Annotated in this window: 21 protein-coding genes and 1 pseudogene; 11 read left to right on the top strand and 11 right to left on the bottom strand. The window is 59.5% G+C overall.

Going from position 1 to position 25,186, the window contains the following annotated elements; genetic code table 11:
• Window positions 1-75 precede the first annotated feature (75 nt).
• The gene (locus BMS17_RS10890; RefSeq protein ID WP_046031861.1) at window positions 76-444 is read right to left on the bottom strand and encodes a DUF6124 family protein; all 369 of its coding nucleotides are present in this window, start codon (window positions 442-444) and stop codon (window positions 76-78) included.
• Window positions 445-929: 485 nt separating this feature from the next.
• Window positions 930-1,946 (bottom strand): AraC family transcriptional regulator, encoded by a 1,017-nt coding sequence (locus BMS17_RS10885; RefSeq protein WP_077430923.1) that lies wholly within the window; start codon window positions 1,944-1,946, stop codon window positions 930-932.
• 211 nt (window positions 1,947-2,157) lie between these two features.
• On the opposite strand from BMS17_RS10885, the gene BMS17_RS10880 reads away from it, so the two are divergent.
• The 6 genes from BMS17_RS10880 (at window position 2,158) to BMS17_RS10855 (ending at window position 12,181) form a co-directional block, all read left to right on the top strand.
• On the top strand, window positions 2,158-3,753 hold the full coding sequence (locus tag BMS17_RS10880) for an FAD-binding oxidoreductase (protein WP_077430922.1): 1,596 nt from the start codon (window positions 2,158-2,160) through the stop codon (window positions 3,751-3,753).
• A 5-nt stretch (window positions 3,754-3,758) separates the two neighbouring features.
• Complete coding sequence (locus BMS17_RS10875; protein WP_077430921.1) at window positions 3,759-5,360, top strand: glycerol-3-phosphate dehydrogenase/oxidase; 1,602 nt, start codon at window positions 3,759-3,761, stop codon at window positions 5,358-5,360.
• A 158-nt stretch (window positions 5,361-5,518) separates the two neighbouring features.
• Window positions 5,519-7,087 (top strand): FGGY-family carbohydrate kinase, encoded by a 1,569-nt coding sequence (locus BMS17_RS10870; RefSeq protein ID WP_046031958.1) that lies wholly within the window; start codon window positions 5,519-5,521, stop codon window positions 7,085-7,087.
• A 239-nt stretch (window positions 7,088-7,326) separates the two neighbouring features.
• Complete coding sequence (locus BMS17_RS10865; RefSeq protein WP_077430920.1) at window positions 7,327-8,616, top strand: phospholipase; 1,290 nt, start codon at window positions 7,327-7,329, stop codon at window positions 8,614-8,616.
• A gap of 70 nt (window positions 8,617-8,686) precedes the next feature.
• Complete coding sequence (locus BMS17_RS10860) at window positions 8,687-10,642, top strand: DUF1302 domain-containing protein (RefSeq protein WP_175648961.1); 1,956 nt, start codon at window positions 8,687-8,689, stop codon at window positions 10,640-10,642.
• A gap of 165 nt (window positions 10,643-10,807) precedes the next feature.
• Window positions 10,808-12,181, top strand: a complete 1,374-nt coding sequence (locus BMS17_RS10855; RefSeq protein ID WP_077430919.1) for a DUF1329 domain-containing protein — start codon at window positions 10,808-10,810, stop codon at window positions 12,179-12,181.
• Window positions 12,182-12,316: 135 nt separating this feature from the next.
• Here BMS17_RS10855 and BMS17_RS30915 read toward each other — a convergent pair whose 3' ends face one another.
• Together BMS17_RS30915 and BMS17_RS30910 are read right to left on the bottom strand one after the other, a co-directional pair.
• A complete protein-coding gene (locus tag BMS17_RS30915; RefSeq protein WP_371916723.1) occupies window positions 12,317-13,021 on the bottom strand; it encodes a methyl-accepting chemotaxis protein in 705 nt (234 codons plus the stop codon).
• A 201-nt stretch (window positions 13,022-13,222) separates the two neighbouring features.
• Window positions 13,223-14,101: pseudogene (locus BMS17_RS30910) on the bottom strand (methyl-accepting chemotaxis protein); the annotation flags it as partial.
• Window positions 14,102-14,494: 393 nt separating this feature from the next.
• Between BMS17_RS30910 and BMS17_RS10845 the strand changes: the two are divergent.
• Complete coding sequence (locus BMS17_RS10845) at window positions 14,495-15,166, top strand: histidine phosphatase family protein (RefSeq protein ID WP_077430918.1); 672 nt, start codon at window positions 14,495-14,497, stop codon at window positions 15,164-15,166.
• A gap of 25 nt (window positions 15,167-15,191) precedes the next feature.
• Window positions 15,192-16,055: a phosphatase PAP2 family protein gene (locus BMS17_RS10840; RefSeq protein WP_077430917.1), complete on the top strand. Its 864-nt coding sequence runs from the start codon at window positions 15,192-15,194 to the stop codon at window positions 16,053-16,055.
• Here the strand turns inward: BMS17_RS10840 and BMS17_RS10835 are convergent.
• Both BMS17_RS10835 and BMS17_RS10830 read right to left on the bottom strand, forming a co-directional pair.
• Window positions 16,006-17,457, bottom strand: coding sequence for a glycosyltransferase family 39 protein (locus BMS17_RS10835; RefSeq protein ID WP_046031869.1), 1,452 nt, complete (start codon window positions 17,455-17,457; stop codon window positions 16,006-16,008). The two genes, BMS17_RS10840 and BMS17_RS10835, sit on opposite strands and share 50 nt — an antisense overlap.
• A 221-nt stretch (window positions 17,458-17,678) precedes the next feature.
• Window positions 17,679-19,085 carry a DUF2252 domain-containing protein gene (locus BMS17_RS10830; protein WP_046031870.1) on the bottom strand — a complete coding sequence of 469 codons (1,407 nt, stop codon included), beginning with the start codon at window positions 19,083-19,085 and terminating at the stop codon, window positions 17,679-17,681.
• Between the two features lie 144 nt (window positions 19,086-19,229).
• Between BMS17_RS10830 and BMS17_RS10825 the strand changes: the two genes are divergently transcribed.
• From BMS17_RS10825 to BMS17_RS10815, 3 genes are all read left to right on the top strand, one after another.
• Window positions 19,230-20,144: a YeeE/YedE thiosulfate transporter family protein gene (locus BMS17_RS10825; RefSeq protein ID WP_077430916.1), complete on the top strand. Its 915-nt coding sequence runs from the start codon at window positions 19,230-19,232 to the stop codon at window positions 20,142-20,144.
• Between the two features lie 74 nt (window positions 20,145-20,218).
• On the top strand, window positions 20,219-20,470 hold the full coding sequence (locus tag BMS17_RS10820; RefSeq protein ID WP_077430915.1) for a helix-turn-helix domain-containing protein: 252 nt from the start codon (window positions 20,219-20,221) through the stop codon (window positions 20,468-20,470).
• Window positions 20,467-21,666: a type II toxin-antitoxin system HipA family toxin gene (locus BMS17_RS10815; RefSeq protein ID WP_077430914.1), complete on the top strand. Its 1,200-nt coding sequence runs from the start codon at window positions 20,467-20,469 to the stop codon at window positions 21,664-21,666. The genes BMS17_RS10820 and BMS17_RS10815 overlap by 4 nt, the downstream gene beginning before the upstream one ends.
• Window positions 21,667-21,854: 188 nt before the next feature.
• Here the strand turns inward: BMS17_RS10815 and BMS17_RS10810 are convergent, their stop codons facing one another.
• The 5 genes from BMS17_RS10810 to BMS17_RS10795 form a co-directional block, all read right to left on the bottom strand.
• Window positions 21,855-22,112 carry a hypothetical protein gene (locus BMS17_RS10810; protein ID WP_046031874.1) on the bottom strand — a complete coding sequence of 86 codons (258 nt, stop codon included), beginning with the start codon at window positions 22,110-22,112 and terminating at the stop codon, window positions 21,855-21,857.
• Between the two features lie 35 nt (window positions 22,113-22,147).
• Window positions 22,148-22,528 carry a DUF6124 family protein gene (locus tag BMS17_RS10805; RefSeq protein WP_077430913.1) on the bottom strand — a complete coding sequence of 127 codons (381 nt, stop codon included), beginning with the start codon at window positions 22,526-22,528 and terminating at the stop codon, window positions 22,148-22,150.
• A 494-nt stretch (window positions 22,529-23,022) separates the two neighbouring features.
• Window positions 23,023-23,190 (bottom strand): hypothetical protein, encoded by a 168-nt coding sequence (locus tag BMS17_RS30355; RefSeq protein ID WP_175648960.1) that lies wholly within the window; start codon window positions 23,188-23,190, stop codon window positions 23,023-23,025.
• Entirely contained in the window at window positions 23,187-23,912 is a 726-nt protein-coding gene (locus tag BMS17_RS10800; RefSeq protein ID WP_046031876.1) for a zeta toxin family protein, read from the bottom strand. Before BMS17_RS10800 ends, BMS17_RS30355 begins: the two co-directional genes overlap by 4 nt.
• A 178-nt stretch (window positions 23,913-24,090) precedes the next feature.
• Window positions 24,091-25,008 carry a hypothetical protein gene (locus BMS17_RS10795; RefSeq protein WP_046031961.1) on the bottom strand — a complete coding sequence of 306 codons (918 nt, stop codon included), beginning with the start codon at window positions 25,006-25,008 and terminating at the stop codon, window positions 24,091-24,093.
• Window positions 25,009-25,186: the final 178 nt, after the last annotated feature.

The raw sequence follows: 25,186 nt of genomic DNA, 5'->3' as shown, positions 1-25,186 counted from the left end.
CAAACCATTGCGGTTTGGCCGCGGGCTTTTTCGTTCAGGGATCGGCGGTCAATGTGGCAAGCGCCAGCGCATTGATCACTCTGTAGGCACTAATTTATCCAGCACTTGATTGACCGCCATTTCCGCCACCATGACCACTTGGGCGATACCTTGCACGGTTTTGCGGTGCGAGCCCTGGAGCAGGGCGGCGAAGTCGTTGAGCATGACGGTGGCTGAGCCCAGGGTTTCGCTGGCGTCGGCCAGCAAGGGTTCCGTGCCGGACGCCGGGTTGGCCATGTAGAGGCGGTTCGGTTGGTAGGGCGTCGCCATGATCTGGGCGGCCGGAGGAGGACCAAGATAGTGGTTGAGCGCGCGCTCGGCGGCTTCGTGGAATTTCTTTGACTCAGGGGTTTCGTAGGGGGATGCCGGATCGGTGTCCGGTGGGTTTGGCGTAACTTTGAACATGGGAGCGTACCTTGTAAGGCCGCATCCCTTTCGCTGCTAAGCGAATGGGTGGCGGCTATGCGCAAGTTAGCAGACCGGTCGCATCCCATCCCGGCGCACCCGAAGGTGCCATGCGCACAGCCACCATCAAGCGTAGGCAAATGCCTGACTGGATGATACTTGTGCAACCAGGAGCGAACATAGCCGGGCTGCTAAACCCGATCACTGGGAATCAGTGACCCGATCCAAGTTACCGAGCAGCCCCCAAGCGCACAAGCCGGCGGATTCTGGCGCAGTCGTAGGCAGCGGCGCAAGGATCTGTGGGCGTTGTCACGTAACGCTGAGTGTCTTTAAACACCCGCACTGAAAGGTGTTTATTTGCGCTGTAGCGACTGACGCCTTCGCGAGCAAGCCCGCTCCCACAGGGATTTTGTGTGGTTCACAAAATCGGTGGTCAATGAAGATCCACTGTGGGAGCGAGCTTGCTCGCGAAGAGGCCAGCGCAGTCACCCCCGATGAGTCTGGCGAAACTCACCGGGCGGCATCCCGCGCCGGCTTTTGAACGTGCGGTGAAACGAGCGCGGTTCGGTGAAACCCAGGTACTGGGCGATGTCCTGGATCGGCAAGGTGCTGTTGAGCAAGTAATGCTCGGCCAATTCCTGGCGCAGGTCATCGAGGATCTGCTGGTACGAGGTGCCGGCCTGATGCAACTGGCGTTGCAGCGTGCGCACCGACACGGCGAGATGCTCGGCCACTTGTTCCTTGCGTGGCAGGCCTTCCTTGAGTAACTGGCGCAGGATGTTCTTGACCCGCTGTTCCAGCGACGCGTCCTCCAGCGTGGCCATCAATCCCATCGCGTGTTCTTCCAGGGTGCGCAGCAATTGCGCATCGGCCTGGCGCAAGGGCAGCTGCAAGTACGGCAACGGCACAATCAGCGCCGAGTAGGGCTGGTCGAACAGGACCGGGCAGTCGAAAAACTGCTCGTATTGCGCCAGCGCCGTGTCAGCCGGGCGTGGATGTTCCAGCCAGACGGCGGCCGGCGACAGATGGGTATCGGCGATCCAGCGTGCGTATTGCAGCCAGGAACCGAGCACGTTTTCCACCAGGTGCCGGCGAATGCGCGGGCGTTGATGGCGGCAGGCCCAGATCAGGTGCACCTCGCTGCCTTGCACCTCGGCGCGGCTGACGCCCATGTCGCCCACCAGCTTCTCGAAGGGCATGATGCGGCTCATGGCATCGCCCAGGGTCGCGCAGTTCATGGTGATGTAACCCAGCACACTCCAGGAGTTGGGCAATACAAAACGCGCGGCATTGAGACCGAACAACGGATCGCCCGAGTGTTCGCAGAAATAATCGAGTAACCGTTCATGGGCTTCACCCGGCAGCCGCAGGCTGTTATCGCTCAACTGCTGCGCCTGCAACCCGGCCGCCGCCAACGCAGGCTCGATGGCCACGCCCAGTTGTTCGGCATGACGCAGGTATTTGAGCAGCGGCGGAACTGAAGTGAAGCCCAGGGATTGCATGATCGTCTTCCTTTGATCAAGGCCCGCATGCGCGGATGAATGCCCGTGAAAGGTAATTTGAAACCACGGCTAAAGTAAATGGCTGACACCTGCGCGACGTTTGACTCAATTGGCTACTCGAACTGGCCGGATGCGACCGTGACACTTTCGGGCCGCTGATTAGTATGGGGGCCTGAAATTTCACTGATCAGAACCGCAAAAGGACACACGCATGCGACGCTGGAACGGCTGGGGAGATGCAACCACGGTGGTCGAACTGCCGGCCCAGGGCGCGAGTTTTCTCGCGCAACGGTTGGGTGACGGTCGAGCGCTGCCCGATGCCACGCTTGAGACGGCATTGGCCCGTGTGCCGGCATCGCGGTTGCAGGAACACCCGCTTTTGAGCGTGGATGCCCATGATCGTTTGCTGCATGCACGGGGGCAGAGCCTGCCGGACTGGCTGGCGTTGCGCGAAGGGGCTCTGGGGATTTATCCCGACGCCGTGGCCTTTCCCGAGACGGCTGAACAGATTCGCCAGTTGTTGGCGCTCGCGCAGCAGCAGGACCTGTGCCTGATTCCTTATGGCGGCGGCACCTCGGTGGCCGGGCACATCAACCCGCCAAGTTCCGCGCGGCCGGTGGTGACGGTGTCCCTGGCCCGCATGAATCGCCTGCTGGACCTCGACGAACACAGCTTGCTGGCCACCTTCGGCCCTGGCGCCAGTGGGCCGCAGGTGGAAAGTCAGCTGCGCGCCCGGGGTTATACGCTGGGGCATTTTCCGCAGTCGTGGGAGCTCTCGACTCTGGGTGGTTGGGTCGCCAGCCGCTCCAGTGGCCAGCAGTCGCTGCGCTATGGGCGAATCGAGCAACTGTTCGCTGGCGGCACTCTGGAAACCTTCGCCGGACCTCTGGAGATCCCGACCTTCCCGGCCTCGGCTGCCGGCCCCGATCTGCGCGAGGTGGTGCTGGGTTGTGAAGGCCGTTTCGGGATTATTTCCGAGGTCAAGGTGCGGGTCAGTGCATTGCCCGCTGATGAACGTTTCTACGGGGTCTTTCTGCCCGATTGGACCCAGGCGCTGCAAGCCATCCGCCAGTTGGCCCAGGCGCGCGTGCCGCTGTCGATGCTGCGCCTGTCCAACGCGGTGGAAACCGAAACCCAGTTGGCGTTGGCCGGTCACCCGCAGCAGATCGCCTGGCTGGAAAAGTACCTGAACCTGCGCGGCGCCGGTGCGGGCAAATGCCTGTTGACCTTCGGCGTGACCGGTAATCGCAAGCAAAATGCGCTGTCCCTGAGCCAGGCCCGCCAGCACCTCAAGGCGTTCGGCGGAGTGTTTACCGGCACCTTGCTCGGCAAGAAGTGGGCGCAGAACCGCTTCCGTTTTCCCTACCTGCGCGAGAACTTGTGGAACGCCGGTTACGTGGTCGACACCCTGGAAACCGCTACCGACTGGAGCAATGTCGACAACCTGCTCACCCTGATCGAAAACAGCCTGCGCGACGCCTTGGCGGCTGAGGGCGAGCGGGTGCACGTGTTCACTCACCTGTCGCATGTCTACGGCGAAGGGTCGAGCATCTACACCACCTATGTGTTTCGCCCGGCGGCGGACTATCCCGCCACCCTGGCGCGCTGGCAGGCGCTCAAGCACGCGGCCAGCCAGACCATCGTCGACAACCACGGCACCATCAGTCACCAGCATGGCGTGGGCAAGGACCACGCGCCGTACCTGCTGCGCGAGAAGGGCGCGCTGGCGATGGACACCTTGCAGGCGCTGAGCCGACATTTTGATCCGGCCGGGCGCCTCAACCCTGGCACGCTGTTGCAGGAGTGACGGCCATGAGCCTGGACTGGAACGCCGCGTGGCGACAGCACGTATTGCCGACGCTGGCGGATGAAACCTGGGACCTGATCGTGATCGGCGGCGGCATCAGCGGCGCCGGTATCCTGCGCGAGGCGGCGCGCCGTGGCTGGCGCTGCCTGCTGCTGGAACAGCGCGATTTCGCCTGGGGCACCTCCAGCCGATCCTCGAAAATGGTCCATGGCGGTTTGCGTTACATCGCCAAGGGCCAGTGGCGCCTGACCCGTGATTCGGTGCGCGAACGCCAGCGCCTGCTCGACGAAGCGCCGGGGCTGGTGGAACCGATGAGTTTCATGATGCCGCATTACCGTGGCGGCTTTCCCGGCCCACGGGTGCTGGGTGGTTTGTTGTCCATCTATGACGCGTTGGCCGGGCGGCGCAGCCATCGCTTCCATGACGCGCAACAACTGCATTATCTGGCGCCGGGCGTGAAGGAAGATGACCTGCTGGGCGGCACCTGTTTTGTCGATGCGCTGACCGATGATGCGCGTCTGGTGATGCGCGTTTTAGGCGAGGCGCGAGGCGACGGCGCCGTGGTACTCAACGGCGTGCGCGTGGAGCGATTGCTGCGTGAAGAGGGGCGCGTTTGCGGGGTTCAGGTCAAGGACTGCGAGGGTGACGGATTGCTGACCTTGCGTTGTGGTGTGCTGGCCGTGGCCACTGGCGCCTGGGCCGAGCGCTTGCGCCTGCCCGATGCCCCTCGTCAGTTGCGCCCGTTGCGGGGCAGTCACTTGTTGCTACCGGGCTGGCGTCTGCCCGTGGCGCAGGCTTTCACCTTCCTGCACGAGCGCGACCGTCGACCGGTGTTCGTTTTTCCTTGGGAGGGCGCCACGGTGGTCGGCACCACGGACCTCGATCATCACGAAGACCTGGACCAGAGCGCGAGCATCAGCCGCGAGGAGCTCGACTATTTGCTGGCGGCCTGTACTCAACAATTTCCCCACGCAGAGGTAGTCGCTGACGACGTGCTGTCGACCTGGTCCGGGGTGCGCCCGGTGGTGGGCAGTGCGGCGGGTGAACATCAAGGCAAACCGTCGAATGAAACCCGCGAGCATGTGCTGTGGCAGGAGCCTGGCTGCGTGACCCTGGCCGGCGGCAAGTTGACCACCTTTCGCCCGCAGGCCATCGAAGTGCTCAAGGCCTGCGCGAACATGCTCGAACGTCCCTTCGATGATGACGCCGGGCCGGTGTTTGCCGCCGTACCGCCGCTGGCGATCCCGGGGCTCAGTGGCAGCCAGTGGCGACGTCTGGCGGGGCGGCATGGCCGTGATCTGCCGAGGCTGGCGCAACTGCTCGCCGAGTTGGGTCATGACACGGTTGGCGTCACGGATACGTTGTGGGCGGAGCTGGCCTTTGCCTGCGAGTCGGAAATGGTCCTGCACCTGGATGACCTGCTGCTGCGCCGAACCCGTCTGGGCCTGTTGCTGCCGCACGGTGGCGAGGATTATTTCACTGCGATTCGCCAACTCTGCCAACCACGACTGGGCTGGGACGACGAGCGTTGGCAGCAGGAGCAGCAGCGCTACCAGGCGTTGTGGCAACGTCATCACGGTTTGCCCTGCGACCCTGCAGCCCTGTAGCAGCTGTCGAGCGCAGCGAGGCAGCGTTCGGCGGCGAAGCCGTCGCCCCCGTGATTGCGAGGACGTTGTCCTCGGACGCAGCCTCGCTTCGCTCGACAGCTGCTACGGATTAGAACATTCAGGAATGCGCGCCACCCATGCCCATTGAAGAGAGCTCCATGGATAACCACCCGAACAAGCGTTACCTGCTGGCCATCGACAATGGCACCCAGAGCGTGCGCGCGCTGCTCTTCGACCTGCAGGGCAATTTGCTGGGCAAAGGCAAGGTCGAGTTGCAGGCCTATTATTCGACTCAACCGGGCTGGGCCGAGCAGGACCCGGAGTATTACTGGGCGAAACTGGGGGAGGCCTGCCAGCAGGTGTGGCAGCAAACCGGTATCGATCGGTCGCAGATTGCCGGCGTTTCCCTGACCACCCAGCGCGGTACTTTGATCAACGTCGATGCCCAAGGCAAGCCGCTGCGCCCGGCGATCCTGTGGCTCGATCAACGCCAGACTGAAGTCGAAGGCGGCATCAAGGGGCCGTGGGGCTGGCTGTTCAAACTGGTCGGCGCGCAAGCCACCGTGGATTATTTCCGCGCCCAGGCCGAGGCCAACTGGATCGCGAAGCACCAGCCTGAAGTGTGGGCGGCGACCGACAAGTTTTTGTTGCTCTCGGGGTTTCTCACCCATCGCCTGTGCGGGCGCTTTGTCGATTCCGTGGGCTGTTGCGTCGGTTACCTGCCGTTCGATTTCAAACGTCTGAAATGGGCCGCGCCCAGCGACTGGAAATGGCAGGCATTGGCGGTGCGCCCCGAGCAATTGCCGAGCCTGCACAAGCCCGGCGAAACCCTGGGTTTCATCACCGCTGAAGCCAGCCGCCACACCGGTATTCCCGAAGGGTTGCCGCTGATCGCCGCGGGTGCCGACAAGGCTTGCGAAGTGGTGGGTTCCGGCGTCGTCGACGCGAGCACGGTGTGCCTGTCCTACGGCACCACGGCGACGATTACCAGCACTCGGTCGCGCTACCTGGAAATCGTCCCGTTGATTCCGCCTTACCCGTCTGCGCTGCCGGATCAATACAACTGCGAAGTGATGATCTATCGCGGCTACTGGATGGTCAGCTGGTTCAAGAACGAGTTCGGCCTGCGGGAAATGCAGCAGGCCAAGGCGCAGGGCATCGAGCCCGAGCAACTCTTCGATGCGCTGGTCAATGCGGTGCCGCCGGGCTCCATGGGGCTGATGTTGCAACCCTACTGGTCGCCCGGCATCCGCGAACCGGGTGTGGAGGCCAAGGGCGCGATGATCGGCTTCGGTGATGTGCATACCCGCGCGCATATCTATCGGGCGATCCTCGAAGGCCTGGCGTATGCCTTGCGTCAGGGCCTGGAGAAAATCGAGAAGCGCTCGAAAGTCTCCGTCACGCGTTTGCGTGTTGCCGGTGGTGGCTCCCAGAGTGATGCGGCGATGCAGCTCACGGCCGACATTTTCGGCCTGCCGGCCGAGCGTCCGCATGTCTATGAAGCGTCCGGTCTGGGCGCAGCGATTTGCTGCGCGGTGGGGCTGGGTCTGTACGCGGACTTTCCCACGGCGATGGCGGCCATGACGCGGGTCGGTGCGGTGTTCATGCCACAACCCGAGGCGCAGCAGGTCTATGAGCGACTGTACAAAGAGGTGTACTTGCGCATGTACCGACAGCTCAAGCCGTTGTACCAAAGCATCCGCAAAATCACCGGTTACCCCGCTTAGAACAACACCGAAAACCCCTGTGGGAGCGGGCTTGCCCGCGATTGCGGTGGGTCAGTGAAATCAGTAGTGACTGACACTGCGCATTCGCGAGCAAGCCCGCTCCCACATTGATCCGTGGTGTTTTTTGCACCTTGGGCGTGGCGCTATCGGAGAACTTTTCTGGTGAGATTGGACAGTGTCAGGGACAGGGTCGGTTGTTAGGCTCAACCCCACAGCACATCCAATAAGAACCAAAAGCAATGAAGCTGACCTTTCTCCTGCTGCTGCTTTGTGGAACCGCCCCGATGGCGTGGGGTTGGTCCAACCATACGGTGGGCAGCTACCTGGCGTTGCAGGATTTGCCGGCCTTGCGCGAAGCCCCTCAGGTTGAAGTCGAGCCGCTGGAGCAGTTTCTCGCGCAACAATACCCCGCCGTGATCGCGCTGCTGGACGAGCAGGAACGCTTCGCCCGCGAGCACTTCGCCCAGTACCCGCCGCGCCCCGATAACCTGCGGCTGCCAGCCGAGCCTGGGGACAATCTGCGACACGACTTCCTCACCGCGTTGCGGATCAATCCCCACATTCATCTGGCCATGGTTATCCAGCCATTGCCGGGCAAGGATTTGCCCGAGCGTGAACACCTGAAAGCCGAACAGGTCATGGTCGAGCAGACGCTCTCACCCTGGAACCGCCAGCGTTTCATCCGTGTGGCGGACGGCGAAAAAGTCGCGCCCCTGGCCGTGTTGGCCAGCGCCGCCGATGAACCGGATTACGGCCACGACATCAACCTGTTCAGCGACAACCCAGGCTTGGTGGGCGCGTTGTACGGCTTCGGTCCGCAGTCTTTCGGCGACGCGCGGTTTCAGTACAGCTCCCAGGCGCCGTTCCATATGGGGTTCTTCCATGAGAGCCCGGTGGTGTATGCCGCCGCCGGGTTTCTTCAGCGCAGCTGGCCGGACTGGCGCGCCTACCAATACATGGGGTTGGCGCGATTGGCGTTCGTCAGTGGCCATCCGTATTGGGGTTATCGCTTTCTCGGTTGGGGCCTGCACCACGTCCAGGACTTGACCCAGCCTTATCACGCCAAGCCGCTGCCCGGCGTCGAACTGGCGAGCCTGTTGCTGTTGGAAAGCAAGGCGTTGGCCGGCTTCGATGCCGACAAGCACGCGGCCATTGAACGGGTCGCGACCCGGCACATGGAAGTGGAGAAATATCAGTCGACCTGGCTGCGTCGCTTGCTGCGCGAAGGCCAGCCACACCCGATGCTCAAGGCTTACGCCGACCTCGTACAAGACGTTCGCTACCCGCCGTACTCGGTGGACTACCTGCGCGAGGTGGTGAGTGCCGAGTCTGCCGAGGAATCCGCCGCGTTCGATGAAGCCATCGGGCAGTGGCTGGACACGGCACCGGTCACCAGCGATTTCAGCGCCAGTAATCAAGTGAAGCGCGAAGACTACGACCACCCGGCACTGAATCAGCAGATGTTCACGCTGCTGGGACATTTCGGCGCGCACAGCCGGATTTATGTCAATGCGGGGTTGGCGCCCTAGCCATCGCGGCAGCGTTGCCCACTCACACAGCAATCATAAAAACAATAAACCCAGGGAAGAGGAACAGATCATGAGCACTCGATTACGCCTGTCTGGCGCGGCGCTACCTGGCGTCGGCCTGGCAGGGCTGCTGCAACTGTGCGCGGTCGACGGCGTGCAGGCCGTGGAATTCAGTGTGCTGGACAAACAGGTCACGGGTTCGTTCGACAGTACCTTGTCTTATGGCCGCTTGTGGCGGGTCCAGGGCCGGGACAAAAACAACGATGACGTCAACACCAACGACGGTAATCGCAACTTCGACACCGGGCTGGTTTCCGAGGTGTACAAGATCACTTCGGAACTTGAGGCCAACTATCAGAACTACGGGATGTTCATGCGCGGCACCGCGTTCTATGACACCCAACTGATGGACAAGCGCAACGATTACTACCGCAACAACAACCCGTCGCAACCTAGCCAGAGTTACCCCCAGGACGACCACTTCACTGGCCAGACCCGCGACATCGCCGGCAGCCGGGTGGAGATGCTCGATGCCTACCTTTATGGCAACTGGGACGTTGCGCAAATGCCTGTCACGGCCCGTGTCGGGCGCCAGGTGTTCAACTGGGGCGAGGGGATTTTCTACCGTGGCGGGATCAACACCACCAACCCGGTAGACGCCGCCAAGTACCGGTTGCCCGGGGCCGAAGTCAAGGAAGTGCTGGTGCCGGTGGAAGCGCTCAGCTTCAACATTGGCCTGACCGACAGCCTGACCCTGGAAAGCTTCTACCAGACGAACTGGAAGGAAACCCGTATCGACCCGGTCGGCACCTTCTACTCGCAGACGGACCTGTTCGCCGACGGTGGTAACACCGGCTACAACAATTTCAGCAACACCGCGCTGGACACGCCGGTTCCCGGCTTCGGCAACGTGATCGGACTGTACACCGCACTGGGCAACAATCCGTTGCTCAACCAGGCCCTGAGCACCACTGGCCTTTACGCCAACGGCGTGACCCCGGCTTTCGGCAACACCCTCAAGGTGGCCTCGGTCGGCAAGGATTACAACGCGCGCAACGACGGTCAGTTCGGCTTTGCCTTTCGCTACATTGCAGAAGAACTCAACAGCACCGAGTTCGGCGTGTACATGGTCAATTACCACGCCAAGGAACCGACCATTTCCGCCGACCTGGGCGGGTACCAAGGCGTCGACATCAACGCGCTGACTAACGTGTTGTCCGGTGTGGCGGGCAGTCAGGCGGGGCAACTGGCCAACGGCCTGACGACCATTGATGTGTTGGGCAGTATTCAGGCCCATCGTCGCTACGCCGAAGACATCCGCATGTACGGCTTCAGCTTCAACACCACCCTGGGCGAGGCGTCAGTGTTCGGTGAAGTCGCGTATCGGCCGAACCTGCCCATCGGTGTCGCCGCCACCAACGACCTGATCGGCGACCTGGCCAATGGCGCAGCTGCTGCCGCGTCCGGCAAGACCATCAACATTGGCGGGCAGATGGTCACGCTCGACAGCCAGATCAATAACGCCGAGCGGGTGGAAGCGTTCAACACGTCCCTGGGCACCATCTACAACTTTGGCCCGAGCCTGTCGTTCGACTCGATGTTCGGCGTGTTCGAACTCGCCTCCGAGCACTTGCGCGGCAGCGATCTGCAATACACCGCTTTTGACGGCAGCACCCGTTACTACGCGGGCACCGGCAACTTTTCCTATGTGTCCGGCGGTGAGCGCAGCGACCAGGTCAACCGCAACTCCTACAGCTACACCGCGATGCTCAACGGCACCTGGAACGACGTGTACGCCGGGGTCAACGTCTCGCCCTACGTCGTCTACAAGGATGACTTCAAGGGCAACAGCTATCAGGCGGGCAACACGATCGACGGCCGCAAGGCCTACACCCTGGGGATCAAGGCCAACTACCAGAACAAGCTGGAGGCCGAGCTGCAATACACCGAGTTCTACGGCGGCGGGCAGGACAACGGTGTTCGCGACCGAGACAACGTCGGCTTCAACCTCAAGTACTTCCTTTGATTGCCAAGAACAAACATCGCGGCAGCTCATCTCCCTGTGGGAGCGGCGGTGCGGCGATCCGACTTGCCCGCGATGACGGCAGCACATTCGACATCAATGTTGGCTGACCCACCGCAATCGCGGGCAAGCCCGCTCCCACAGGTTTTTGTATTTCGGAGAACGATCATGTTTCACACTTCACGACTCACCAAGACCGCACTGGTGCTGGCCCTGAGCATGGCCACCGGCAGCGCAATGGCCGCCATCACGCCGCAACAAGCCGAGCAATTGAAAACCACGCTGACGCCGCTGGGCGCCGAGCGTGCCGGCAACGCGGCCGGGACCATTCCGGCCTGGAGCGGCGGTATCACCCAGGCGCCGGCCGGCTACAAACCGGGCCAGCATCATCCGGACCCGTATGCGGCGGACAAGCCCTTGTTCACCATCACCAAGGCCAACCTTGACCAGTACAAGGCCCACCTCAGCCCGGGCCAGATCGCGCTGTTCAACAGCTACCCCGACACCTTCCAGATGCCGGTCTATACCTCTCGTCGCTCGGGTTCGGCGCCGCAGTGGCTGTATGACAACACCTTGAAGAATGCGACCTCGGCCAAGCTGCTCGACGGCGGAACCGGTTTTGCCGATGCCTATGGCGGCGTGCCGTTCCCCGTGCCCAAGGATGGCGTCGAGGCGTTGTGGAACCACATCACCCGTTATCGCGGCATCTACGTGGTCCGTCGTGCCTCCGAAGCGCCGGTACAGCGCAACGGCAGCTTCGCGCTGGTGACGTCGCAGCAGGAAGGGATGTTCAACTACTACCGTCCGGGCGGTCAGTTCGCCGACCTGAAAAACATCCTGTTTTACTACCTGGCATTCGTGAAGAGCCCGGCCCGGCTGGCCGGCGGTGCGGCGTTGATTCACGAGACCCTGGACCAGCTCAAGGACCCGCGCCAGGCCTGGGTCTACGACGCCGGCCAACGCCGTGTGCGGCGGGCGCCGAACCTGGCGTATGACACGCCGATCGCCTCATCCGACGGCTTGCGCACGGCGGACGATACCGACCTGTTCAACGGCTCGCCGGACCGTTACGACTGGAAGCTCAAGGGCAAGCAAGAGGTCTACATTCCCTACAACAGCTACAAAGTCGGCAGCCCTGAGGTGAAGTACGCGCAGTTGCTCACGCCGTGCCACCTCAACCCGCAATACACCCGTTATGAGTTGCATCGGGTCTGGGTGGTCGAAGGCACACTCAAGCCAGGTGCGCGGCACATCTATTCCAAGCGCGTGCTGTTTCTGGACGAGGACAGTTGGGGCGCCGCGCTGGTGGATCAATATGACGGGCGAGGGGAGTTGTGGCGGGTGTCGATGGCCTACCTGAAAAACTTCTACGACCTGCCCACCACCTGGAGTGCACTGGACGTCTTCCACGACTTGCAGGCGCGTCGTTACTACGTGCAGAACCTGGACAACGAAGAACCGGAAACCGTGGACTTCGCCCAATCGGTGCCGGAAGACGCGTACTTCATGCCGTCGGCCTTGCGTCAGCGCGGGACGCGGTAACTTACCTGACGCATTCGCGAGCAAGCTCGCTCCCACAGAGGACTTGGGGTCGTTCACAAATTCTGTGGTTCGACCCCGTACCTGTGGGAGCGAGCTTGCTCGCGATTGGATCGTTGACTCAGCGCTGACGGAGCGTCAAACGCGGAAGTGGCTGACCATCTGCTGCAATTGACCACCCAACCGCGCCAGTTCAACACTGGAGGCGGCGGTTTCGTCGCTGGCGGCGGCGGTCTGTTCGGACACATCGCGCACGTTGATGATGCTGCGGCTGATTTCTTCGGCCACCGCGCTTTGCTGTTCGGCAGCGGCGGCGATCTGCTGGTTCATCGACTGGATGTTGGACACCGTGCGGGTGATGTTCTCCAGCGACGCGCCGGCCTTGCGGGTCAGGGCGACGCTGCTGTCGGTGAGCGCACGGCTGTTGTTCATCACCGCCGACACTTGTTGCGTACCGTTCTGCAGAGCGGCCACCAGGCCTTCGATTTCTTCGGTGGATTTCTGCGTACGCTGGGCCAGGCCCCGCACTTCATCGGCCACCACCGCAAAACCACGACCGGCTTCACCGGCACGGGCCGCTTCAATCGCAGCGTTGAGCGCCAGCAGGTTGGTCTGCTCGGCGACGGCTTTGATCACGTCCATGACACTGCCGATCTTGTCGCTTTCCTGTTGCAGCACGCTCATGGCTTCGGTGGAACGCACCACTTCGCTGGCCAGACGCTCGATCTGGGCGATGGCTTCGTTGACCACTTTGTCGCCTTCGCGGGCTTCGCCGTCTGCCGCTGCGGCGGCTTGCGAGGCTTCTTCAGCATTGCGCGCGACTTCCTGCACGGTGGCCGTCATCTCGTGCATGGCCGTGGCGACCTGGTCGGTCTCGATCTTCTGGCTGTTCACCCCGGCACTGGTTTGTTCGGTCACGGCCGACAGTTCTTCGGCGGCGCTGGCAATTTGCGTGACGCCATCGCGGATGCCGCTGATCAGGTCGCGCAGGGTCACACCCATGCGCGCGATGCCTTGCTGCAACACGCCGAGTTCGTCACGGCGGGTGACTTTGATGTCCTGGGACAGGTCACCGCTGGCAATGCGTTCAACCACGGCCAGGGTGTCACGAATCGGACCGGTGATTTGACGGGTGATGATCACGGCGGCAATCACGCCAACCAGCAACGCGAGCAAGATGCTGATCAATTGCAGGGTGCGGGCCTGGGCGCTCTCGGCGTCCCGGCGGTCGAGCTGGATCTGATACAGCTGATCGCTAAGGGTCACGATGGCGGCGCCCTGGTCGGTCATTTCCTTGCGAGCCTGCACAGCGTCGGAACTGGCCGATTTGTAGGCCTGCAAGGCGCTGCGGTAATTGTTCAGCGCGGTTTCAAGCTGACGCAAGGCGTCTTGCTGAGTGTCGGCGAATTGCGCATTGAGCGTTTTGAGGCTGGCAATCGCCGCATCCAGTTGGCCGACGGCTTTTTGCTCGGTTTCGGCGTTGGTGGCGGCGGTGTAGCCGCGCACTTCGTAACGGGCGAGGATGAACGCTTCCTTGGCGGCGGTGATGGCCTGGAATTGTTCGAAACGCTGATCGCTCAGCGGCATTTGCTGCACGCGGGTGCTGATGGTTTCGATCAGCGTGCCGGCAGTTTCAGCATTGGCGCCCATGGCGTCGCGGGCACCATTGCCGGTGCGGTAGGCGCTGCGCATTTTGTTCAGGGACGTCTGGTACGCCGCAATGACGCTGCCTTGTTCCTTGAGCAGCTTGAGGTTTTCCGGGCTCTTGAACTTGGTCAGCAATGCCTGCTGCTGAGCGGAAAAGGCGTCAAGGGTGGTCTGCACACTCTGCGCTGCGGTTTCGTCGCCGTTGGTCAGCATGTATTGCAGGCGAACCACGCGCAACTTGGTCAGGCCGGCGTTGAGCTGGGTGATGTCGCTCATCCAGTTGCTGCGGTCAATCAGGCTGCCCAGGCTTGTCCAGCCGGTCAGGGCCAGGACGCAGGTCAGAGCCAGGACCAGGCCGAACCCCAGGCCCAGTTTCATGTTCACGCTGATATTGCCGAACCAGCTATTCATCAATTCCTCCAGGAACATTGTGTTTCTTGATCGTCAGTTGGCTGGAAGATTGTTGTTTTTGGGAGCCAGCAAAGTAGGTAGCAGGTCTGTATCGGCCGCATTCGCGAGAGCTGAAAGGATTTTGTAGGACGGATCCTGTAACAAGACTTTGCGCGGGTTTCAGCTTTTTTTCACATGACTTTCACTTGCTGCCAACGCACGCCTCGCTAACTTCCCGGGATTAAATGACAGTGGTACGTGCCGGCGAGGCGGCCTGATGTGGAATTGAGACTGAATCTATTCGGGATAAAGCGCTCGATTGATTTGAGCCGCTATGCCCGTTTTCGTAATGCGGCGGTGGTGCTTGCCTCGGCGCTGCTGGTGATCCCGTTGACGCTGTGGCTGTTGCAGCCTGCCGCCGTGCCAGACTTGGCCCATGGCAATTTTGTCGGTGCCAAGGCATTGGCGGCCGGTTGGACCAAGGGCGACATGATCGTGCTGGTGCGCCATGTCGAGCGCTGCGATCACTCCACCGCCCCTTGCCTGGTTGGAAACGATGGCATCACCGAGCGTTCCCGAGGCGTCGCGGCCAGTGTGGGCGCGCACTTCCAACGGCTCGGACTGGACAAAACCGACATTTATCACAGCCCGATCCTGCGGGCTGCGCAAACCGCCAGTTATATGTTTAACAAGGCAGGCGTCGGCGAAGACTGGCTAATCATCTGCAAGGGCACTATGTTGCGTGATGCGCTGGCGCACAAAGCGGCGGGCCGCAATCTGGTTCTGGTGACCCACAGTGAATGCATGGATCAACTTGAAAAAGACCTCAAGTTGCCAGTCTCCACCCTGGATTACGGCGCTTCGCTGTTTATCTCCGCTCCAACACCGCAATCGGCTCACATGCTGGGTTTCATTGAGGCCTCCGACTGGAGCGCGGTGACCACCGAATAACTTTTTATCTGGATCAGGACACACAATGCTGAATTTTTCCCGACACCGCTTTTACTGGGTGAACTTTGGTATTGCGCTGGTTTGCGCGGCCGTGGTTTTCCTGATGTTCGACATGACCACCATTGACATCGCGTTCAGCAACCTTCTTTTTGATCCGGTCAGCCAGACTTTCCCGCTCGACAAGGTGCACTTCTTTGAGAAGCTCACCCACAAATGGGCGCGCATCATTCCCAACTGGACCGGCGAAATCGCCGTGATCGGCGCGATACTGTCGTTTGTCTGGCCGCGAATCAACACGCAAAAACATCCACGCCTCGGCGGTTTTCTGGAACGCAGCAAAGCCGCTTCCGTGCTGCGGTTTACCTACGAGCATCGCCGTGACTTCATCTTCGTGGTGGTGGCGTTTTCCGTTTGCACCGGCGTGATCCATTTCCTCAAGGCGCACACCAGCGTGTACTGCCCGATTGAAACGACTCTGTATGGCGGCAAAATTGCCCACATGGAGTGGTACAACAACTTCCAGCTGTTCAGGGAAGCCGGCGACGGTCGTTGCTGGCCCGGTGGTCATGCGTCGGGTGGTTTCACCATGCTCGCGCTGTACTTCGTGGCACGCCGTTACCAATGGCGTTTTTCCAAAGCCGTGTTGTGGGGCTCGTTGATTCTTGGTTTCGTCTACGGCACCACGCGCGTTCTGCAAGGCTGGCACTACATGTCCCACACCTTCTGGGCCGGGATCTTCGTCTGGCTGGCGTGCTTGCTGACAGCCCTGGCGTTTTATGGGCGTGCAAGGCTGGATGTGCCGGTGCTGCAAAAGGCCGAGCGACGCAACGCTGAAGCACTTACAGATTTACAAAATAGTAAGCCTGTCGTCCCACCATCATTGTCTTGATCACCTTCAACGGCGCGGCAGGTTCGGTATCACCGGACATGACCGCCACGTTGGACGCTGATGCCGCCAGAAACTCATGCAGTTGCGCGTCAGTGTCCAGGCCCTTGAGCAGGCGCTGGGCGTAGAACACGCTGGCGCCACCCACGCGCTCATTGGCCTGGAACAGGGCAACGTGCTGGCCGTTGTCCTGCATTGTCTGAATCTGCGCAGTCAGCGGCACAAAGGACAAGCTGCTATCAGCCTGGGGCAGCAACCATTGCGCGGTGGCGAGGTAGCTGCCCATCACCACGGCGAGCACGCCAATGACCCCTCCACGTCGATGCCGTGCGATCCAACCCAACACAGTCGAGGCGGTTTCACGGGCCTTCAGTCTTGCGTACAACACACTCGCGTATTCCGCTGCAATCACCGCTGCCGCAGGTGTCATCGACATCAGGTACACGGTGCGTTTGCTCGAGGCCAGTGTCAGCACGGCGAACTGCGCCAGCAGCCACAGCGTAAAAAACAGCAAGTAACGATTGGCCATCAAGCTTTTGCGGAAATGCCACAGCCCCAGGTAGACCAGGATATTCCACGGCAGAAACGCTTGCGGCAGCTTGGCCAAGTAGTAATAGAACGGCTCGTAATGCCCTGCTTCAACGAAGGAACCGCTAAAGCGCCCGACGCTGTTGGTCAGCAATACATCCGTCACCGCCTGTGTGCCACCGCGCTGATACAGCAAGGCGAGCCAGACCAACAACGGCACCAACCCCAGCAGCGTCAGCAGCCCGGGGCGCAGCCAGTCCGAGAGGGTCAGGCGTTTGTCGATCAGGGTTTCGGCCAACAGATACGCGAAAATCACCACGCCCGGCATCGCCAGGCCCAGCACGCCTTTGCTCAAGGTGGCGATGGCAATTCCTGAAGCAAACAGCAACGCATTACCGAGCGTCGACTGGCGTTGCGGTTGCCTCACACCCTGAAAAAACGCCAGCAACGCCACGGTCACACCCAAGGCCAGCAAGGCGTCTTCGCCGACGCTACGCACATTGCTCCAGTAGCTGGCCATGGTTGCGAGCAGGATGCCCGCCGTCCACGCGATTTCTTTGGGGCGGCCGAATCGGCGCAGCATCGCGTAAAGAACCATCACGCTGAACAAGCCGGCAAAGGCCGACGCCAGCCGCACCGCCCACGGGGTGCCACCGAACACGCGGATCGCCGTGGCGTCGAGCCATAGGCTCAAGGGTGGTTTTTCCAGAAACGGCTCGCCGAACAAGCGTGGCGTCACCCAATCGTTGTCCAGGTGCATCTCCATGGCGATCCCGGCCACTCGAGCCTCTGTGGAACCTTGCAATTGGTAATTGCCCAGCGCGAAGAAAAACAGCAAAGCAGCAAGCAGAAACAGTGAGGAGGCAGCGCGCGACATGGGCTTGTGGTGACCGGGAAGGAGGGTGGAGAGCCGATCATAGGCAACGAAAGCTGAACGATATGTGAACGCTGGGTGGATGTTTCCTTCAGGCAAAAAAAAGCCCGCGGGAGTGCGGGCAAACCGTAGTTTCTTGAATGAGCGTGTGCACTGTACCGATTGCCGAGGCGCGTAGGGGTGAAGAAAAGTTCATCTAGACGAACGCCCCTGCACGCGAGTGCCTATGGCAAATGATCGGCTGCAAAGTCCACCTCTGAACGTGCCGTTAACCGGCCCTTGCGGCAGGCTTGCTGGAAGCGTTCGTAGTCGCGCTCATTCTGTTCGGTATAGCTTTTTGCATATTTGAACAGCGCATCGGCCAGCGCGTCGCTCTTGCCGACATACCCGCTGATCTGTGCCGCATAACCGGACGATTTGGCATGCGCACGGGCGAGGGCGCGGCCGCAGACTCGTCCATAGGCCGCGAAAGTCTCGGCATCGAAGGTTTCGAGTTCGGCGGAAATTTTCATGTCGCGCAACTGGCGCACATAAAAGTGTCGACCGCTGGGGCCGGTGGTCCAGCCGAGGAACAGGTCGCTGGCCGATTGCATCAGCCGTTGACCATCGACCACCCGTTGACCGTCATGGCGTACCCGTGACTTGGCCTTCACGTAATCGGCGAGCACTGAGCGCCGCGCTTCCTTGAATTGCAGGAACAGCGGGAACTCCTGGTCATCCGTCAGCAATGCCACCAGGCAACGCGTGCCAACGCTGCCGACACCCACCACTTTGAACGCCAAGTCTTGAACATGAAACCGAGCGAGCAATTCGCGTCGGTCGGTTTGCAGTGTGTTTCGGTAATCACGCATGAAGGTTTCGTATAGGGGCCGCCAGTCCGCAAGGCGCAACCAGTCATCCTCGGCATCAAGCAGTGTGGTGTGTTTGTGCAGGTGGAAAATTTCCGGCAGGTCATCGCGAATAATCAGGCGACCTTGAGCGTCGCGCTCGCTGATTTTGGGCAGCAGTTCAGCATGTGTACGCCGTTCGGCTTTTTCGATAGCGCGTTCCACGTGCTCCAGCGTGCTTTTGTTCGCCTGCTTGAGCAGATCGTCATAACTGATGGACTCGTACCAGTTTTCCAGCGAGCCTTGTTGGGCGCACTCGAACATGGTTTGTTGGTAGGCGCCGACCACTTGGCGGCAGACGGTTTCTTCAACCGTCTCACCGTGGCGCAGGTCGCGGGCCGCCACCATGAAACTCGCCACCAGACGTTTCAGGTCCCATTCCCAGGGGCCGGGATGGACTTCGTCGAAATCGTTGACGCTGAACAACAGGTTGCGCTCGGGCGTGGCAAATCCGCCGAAGTTCATCAAGTGGCAATCGCCACAGATCGTCGAAATCAGGCCCATGTTCGACGTGCCCGCCAAGTCGTGGGCTTGCAGCAGTGCGTTGCCGCGATAAAAGGTAAAGGGCGAAACCAGCATGCGCCCATAACGCAGCTCGACCAGCGATTTGATCCGGCCTTCACTGGACCGCTTGATCAGCGGCAGCGGATCACGCGTTACTTTCCCGGTGGACGCCTGCGAACTGCGCGGGCAGCTTTTGCGAGCATCCTTGCCTTGCTTCAAGCGGTCTTCGAGGGGCGTCATGAGGGCTCTTTTCTGGTCGGCATAAAAAGACGAATTCGAACTGAGTGTAGAAGGGCTTTGCAGGCTCATCTGAAGTGTTTGAGCAGCGACTAATCTGTCCTTCATGCCCTGATGACTTCTCGCTGCCCGGCAACAAGGAGGTTTGTGCTCTCACTGCTGATTTCGCTGCTGCTGGCCTTCCTGATCGGCTGGGTGTCCCAGCGCATGGGCATGTGCCTGGTCAATGCCACGAGGCAGTTGCTCAAGGGGCGGCCGACGTTGTTTGTGGCGTTGATCACGTGCGGTTTGTTCGGCCTGTTACTGGCGCCGTTCTACGGACTGCTGGGTGTCAGTCAGCCGCTGTTCATTCCTGAAATCGGCTACCTGTCACTGGTCGGCGGCGGGCTGTTGTTTGGTCTCGCCTCGGTCCTCAATGACGGTTGCAGCGTCGGCACACTCACCAAACTCGCCAGCGGCAACCTCAACAAAGCCTTCACCCTTGTCGGCTGGGTGCTGGGGATCGTCCTCTGGTACCACCTGAACATGCTCGCCGAACACAAAGCCCTACAAATGCCGACCATCACCAGCCGCCACTATTGGCTGACCCTGGGCATCGTCCTGCTGGTGCTGCTTTTGCTGATCCGCGTTCACGGTGACAAACACCTGGTCCTGTCCAGCATGCTGCTGGGCGCCCTGACCAGCGCCCTCTACACCTTCGAACCGCTGTGGACCCCGAGCGTATTCATCTACAACGTTTCGCAACTGTTCTGGGACTCGGGGGACAGCTCCCTGACCAGCCGGCGGGTGGCCGTGTTCGTCGTGCTGTTGCTGGGGATGCTCAGCTACACGCTGCATCGCCGAACCTTCAGCTACCAGCGGTTTGACGTGATGGCCGCAGGGAAGCATTTGCTGGCGGGGGTGCTGATGGGGATTGGGGCGTCGATGATGCTGGGGGGGAATGACTCGCAGATCTTGTTGGTGTTTCCAACGATGACGTGGGTGGGGGCGGTGCCGTTGGGGGCGATTGTTTTGGGGATATTGGTGGGGGTTGGAGTGAGGCGGATTAGCGGTCGAATTTGATAAGTCAGCAATTCGGGTTAGCTTGAATGTTGTGTATACGGTACATTGAGTTATAAATGTTACGGTAGCTACACATGGACTATTCTCTGATCATCACTCGCCTTGGCGATCAAATACGCGAAAAACGTATCAATCGTGGACTGACGCAAGCCCAGCTTGCCGAACTCGCCGGGCTGACACGATACAAAGTTATCGCGGTAGAAAAGGGCACCGTTTCCGTCGGAATGATCGCTTTTGCGCGAATTCTAGCCGCACTGGATTGTGAACTATCGGTCATTCCCGCGGCGATGCCGACGCTGGAAGAACTTGGGGATATGTTCGAATGAAAATGACCTCTCTGAACGTCAGTACACCGGAGGGTCGTAGCGGCAGGATCCTCACTAGCGGCCAGGATTTCCTGTTTCGTTATGACGAAGATGCATTGCCTCCCATGGCAATCAGTTTGTCGATGCCAGTGAGACCTGATGAGTTCCGTCGGCGTGACCTGCACCCTATTTTTCAGATGAACTTGCCGGAAGGTTATGTCCTGGAGCAATTACGTAATCGGTTGGCTAAAACCGTCAATGTCGATCCGATGTTGTTACTCGCCCTTTCCGGTAGCAGCTCTCCCATAGGACGGGTTCAGGTGCGCTCCGAAACTGTCGATACCTTGCTGGCAGAACAACAGTTTCCGGGTGAAAAGCTCGATGAGATTCTGACGTGGGACGGAGCTGAAGATATCTTCGCTGATCTACTTGACCGCTACATTCTGCGTGCAGGTATTTCCGGTGTTCAACCCAAGGTGTTGGTACCTGAACAGCAGGAAACTGATTTGCCACGAGTCACTTCGAAAACATCTGACTTGATAATCAAAAGTGGTCGGGAAGAGTTTCCAGGGCTGGCGATCAATGAATTTCTTTGCATGTCCATTGCCAGGGAAGCGGGCATTCCCGTCCCGGAATTTTTCCTGTCCGATAATGCGCAGTTGTTTGTCATGCGGCGCTTTGACAGGGACGATCAGTTAAATCCGATTGGCTTCGAGGACATGGCAGCGTTGATGGGGCTTTCGGCCGATCAGAAGTACAGCAAAAGCTACGCGGCAATTGCCAAGGCGGTACGGCTGTTTTGTCCCGCTAAACATATGCAGTCTTCACTTGATCAACTGTTCGATAGCGTCGCCTTGAGTTGCATCGTCGGAAACGGTGACGCTCACCTGAAGAACTTTGGCTTGCTCTACTCCGAACCTACGCAGCGCGATGCGCATCTGGCGCCGGCTTATGACATCGTCAACACCACGGCCTATATCCCGGAAGATGTCTTGGCGCTGGATTTGGCAGGTAACAAGTCATTATTTGCCTCCCGCCAAGGGGTGCTGGAGTTTGCACAGACGTGTGAAATCGAGCGGCCGAAGGAGCGTGTCCAGAAGTTGCTGGCGGCGGTGGAGGCGGTGCTTGATCGTTACCCGCAGCATCGGGAGCGAGCGCCTCATGTAGTCACTGCCATTCAACAAGCGGCAGCGCCATTTATGCTGTCGTTTGGGTAATCGCGAATACCGAATGGCCTTTCACTGTAGTCAGCTCATTGAGTGCACGGGCCAATGCGTGGGGAGGGCCCTCAGAAGGCTGGGGGCGTGCTGAGCCTGTTGACTAGAAACACTTTGCTGAAAAAAAAGCACCTGCGATGTTTTCGTCAGGTGCTTTTTTTCATGAGGCAGACTCAATAGCCATTCTGTTACATCGTCGAAACCTGCGCCTGCAATCGCCGACCGACGACATCCAGCAAATCGCAGCCATCGCGCAGCGACGTCACCAACACCCGCGCCAGTTCACTGTGAACACCCTCGCCAACGGCGATGCTCTCCAGCAATTGAGTCGCGGTGCGGATGCGGTAAGCCGCAGTTTCGTGCAACACGTCCAGCGGTGCCTGGGTGTCGATCAGCAACGACGCGATGGTGCAGTCGATGCCGGTGACAGGCATGTATCGATCCATGACAAACCCTCCATTGTGTAAAAAAACACGACCACTCAGTGATTGGCGGATGCAACCTCGGGCAACCCGTCGGGCGGGTCGAGGTTGTCCAGTGCGCGGTTTACCAGCAGCTCGGCGAGTACGCTCAGTTGCTGAATGGCCAGTGCCACGTTGCGACGAGAGCCTTCGAGTTCACAAGCGAGGTCGGTGGTCATGACGTTGAGGGAAGCGAGGGTTTCGCAGGCGTGGGCCAGCAGGGTGGGAGTGTCGACGTCGGGGAGGAGGGTGAAGATGTGGCTGATGGGGTCGGGGCGTTTTGGGTTGCGGAGGCGGGTGCTGATGGTGCGTTCGGTGGTTTGAGAAAGTTGGGTTAAATCGAGAGCGTCCGCATCTGAACTTGCAGCAGATTCGGGCGGATTTGGAGTGATCTTTTTCATGATGAAGTTCCTCACACTGTTGATAGAAACTACCAATCCCCTGCTGTCAAACAGGATTGGGTGGCAGCTGTACGCGGGTTGACAGACCGGAAGTGTGAGAATCCGGTGCATCCCGGAGAGATGCCCCGCGCACAGCCGCCATAACGAGACTACATGCGCGTGAGCATGCCGCCAGTTGAGGAGGGGTGCAGGTTACACTTTTCAGCCTGTCAAAGCCGATCGCTGATTTGTAGCGACATCTGAAGGCTATCGACGCAGAACCGCTTCCGCCAGTTCATGAAAGTCGATACGAGTTGCGGGAAGTTTCCTAGGACGTGGACTACGTCCTTTTGGATGGTTAACCAAGCAGGGTAAGACTACTTCTTAGAGGGGATGGGCTAGCCATATTCAGGTCGATGAGATGGAGTAGCGACTTGCCATTTGCCTATCCAAGACGTCAGCGAATAAATAAAAAAAGCCCGACACTTGGTCGGGCTTCTTATCAGAGCGGCGGGCTAGCCACGTTTGGCTTCAGCTTCCATCATCACAAGATTTTGCTGTTTTGTGGCTTCAGTCAGCACTTCGCTGTAGACACGCTTTTTCTGCTCTGACTTGGCGTTACGAATAAAGTCCGCGAAGGGGCTTTTCGCACCTTTAGTAAAACCTAGCTTGATCGACATCATGAATGTGCTCCTGATCCTAAGCCGAGCTGAGCCATTAAATCAGCCCGCGTGTGTCGCTCAGGGATATGGTAGTCAATTTTATCGACCCCAGCTTTGTAAAGGCGTCCTGAATTGTCGATATGCTTGAGGAGCAAATCCACATGGACGTTTCCGTCATACTCTAGCTTAAGAGCATTTACGACGTCACGTGCGGCAAAATACTGATCGACGAAATGCTCTGGGCGGATTCTTCTTCCTTCGGCCTCTTCACGGGCTTTGACAAAATCCCATGCCAAGAGTGGATTTTGGTAGACGTAAAGGATTTGCACGAATCGACCTTTTCGCAGGGACCGATCTACGTTCCTTCTAGCCACATCAATATTTGACAGCGTTCCATCTAGCACAAAAGATTGTCTCTGATCGAAAGCACAATCTAGAATTTTTTCGACCAGAATTGACACTCCGCTCTGAAAAATCCATGCGTTTCCTCCCTCGTAATCAGCGAACTCGCTACGAAGTTCATCAGGATCAATTCTTAGGATCGCTGTATCGGCAAAGAGATTTATCAGAGCAATTGATGCCTCCGTTTTTCCAGCTCCTGGCGAGCCCGCCATAAAAACTGATACAGGATCTTGCTCCGGAGGGTACAACGCTGTGTCGGTCCGGCGCTTGGCTATGGCTTTCTTGTTTGATCGTGCAAAGCAAATCGCCTCGTCTCGCATTAGCTGTTCAGCAGAAGTCATTCGTCCATTCCTGTGCTATGAAATTCATCAAGGTGGAACAGAAAAAGGCAACAAATCTGTTTGAACGAAAGAATACCGATTTGCTTTCCACACTCCAGTTCATGGTTGCCGCCACAACTTGAGGGAATTTTCCTAGGACTGAGAACGAAAGTTGTCGAGATCGTGCCTTCTCAAATCCTCAATACTCACTAACCTCACCCCCCCTAAAAACCCACCCAGCCTCCCCAGCCTCCAACCGATACCGAACCTGCCGCATCTTTCCCGTCCTCCCCGCTCCAGCATCCGCACTCTCATAAACCGGAAACCGCCGCACCAACGCATTCTCCACCACCGAAAATTCATCCTCCCCCTGATACCCCTCCGCCAATTTCGCATCCTCACTAACCGGCGGAAGGTAAATCTCACTCAGCGACTTCTTACGGTTAGCCGCGTACGCCACCAACTCCCCCGGCATGCCGCGACCAGGTGATCGGGCGAAGACGTAAATCTCCGGCGAGCCGTCCTGGTCAAGGTCGGCGACTTCTGCGCGGGCGATGTTGCCGGTCAGCGGTCGGGTGATAGCCGAGTTGTCGATTTCCAGCCCTTGCGGCGAGATGCGCACCACCGGATTGCCATCGACCCATTCGCCCTTCACCTGAAATCGAATGCCTTGCAGTTCAAGTGTTTGATCAAACGGCTGGGCGCTGTCCGAGGAGGGGCTGAGGTTCATGGACAGGCTGTAATTCGCCACTTCGTTGCGCCGTGCGGCGTTGCGCATGAGGTACACCTGAACCGTGTATTCGCCATCCACGGGCAACGGGCCCATGAAGTGGTTGCCCATGATCGAGCCGTTGAACAGCGCAGCGTCCGCGCCTTTGGCGCTGATATTGAAATAGACAGATGTTTTGGATGTCTTGAGGTCGACGGTCAGTATCTGGCCTGCCTTGGCGGTGGTGCGGTACTGCGCGGTGAGCCGGCCTTTGATGGACTCATTGAACCTGACGCTATCGGTCCCCTTGTCGAAAGGCACTTGCTCGACCCGAGGTGCAACTTCAGTGGCGGCCTGTGCAGACGTGAAAATCACGGTCAACAGAATGGCGCCCAGCCAAAAATTCATATTTATTTTCCTGAGTACACCGACGACGAAAGGATAGATCAGGGAGTCCATTCGACGTTGAAATCGATTCGCCACTGGCTCGATCAGCCGTTCGACTCTGGTACTTGATACGCAGCGATCAGCCTCAATCACGCCGTCATCGTCCAGTGGCTTGCGTCGATAAGCGGTGATGCGGTCG

The organism is Pseudomonas sp. C9 (genome assembly GCF_002000165.1).
In the GTDB taxonomy this organism is placed as follows: Bacteria; Pseudomonadota; Gammaproteobacteria; order Pseudomonadales; family Pseudomonadaceae; genus Aquipseudomonas.
This window is presented reverse-complemented; position numbering and strand designations above follow the sequence as displayed.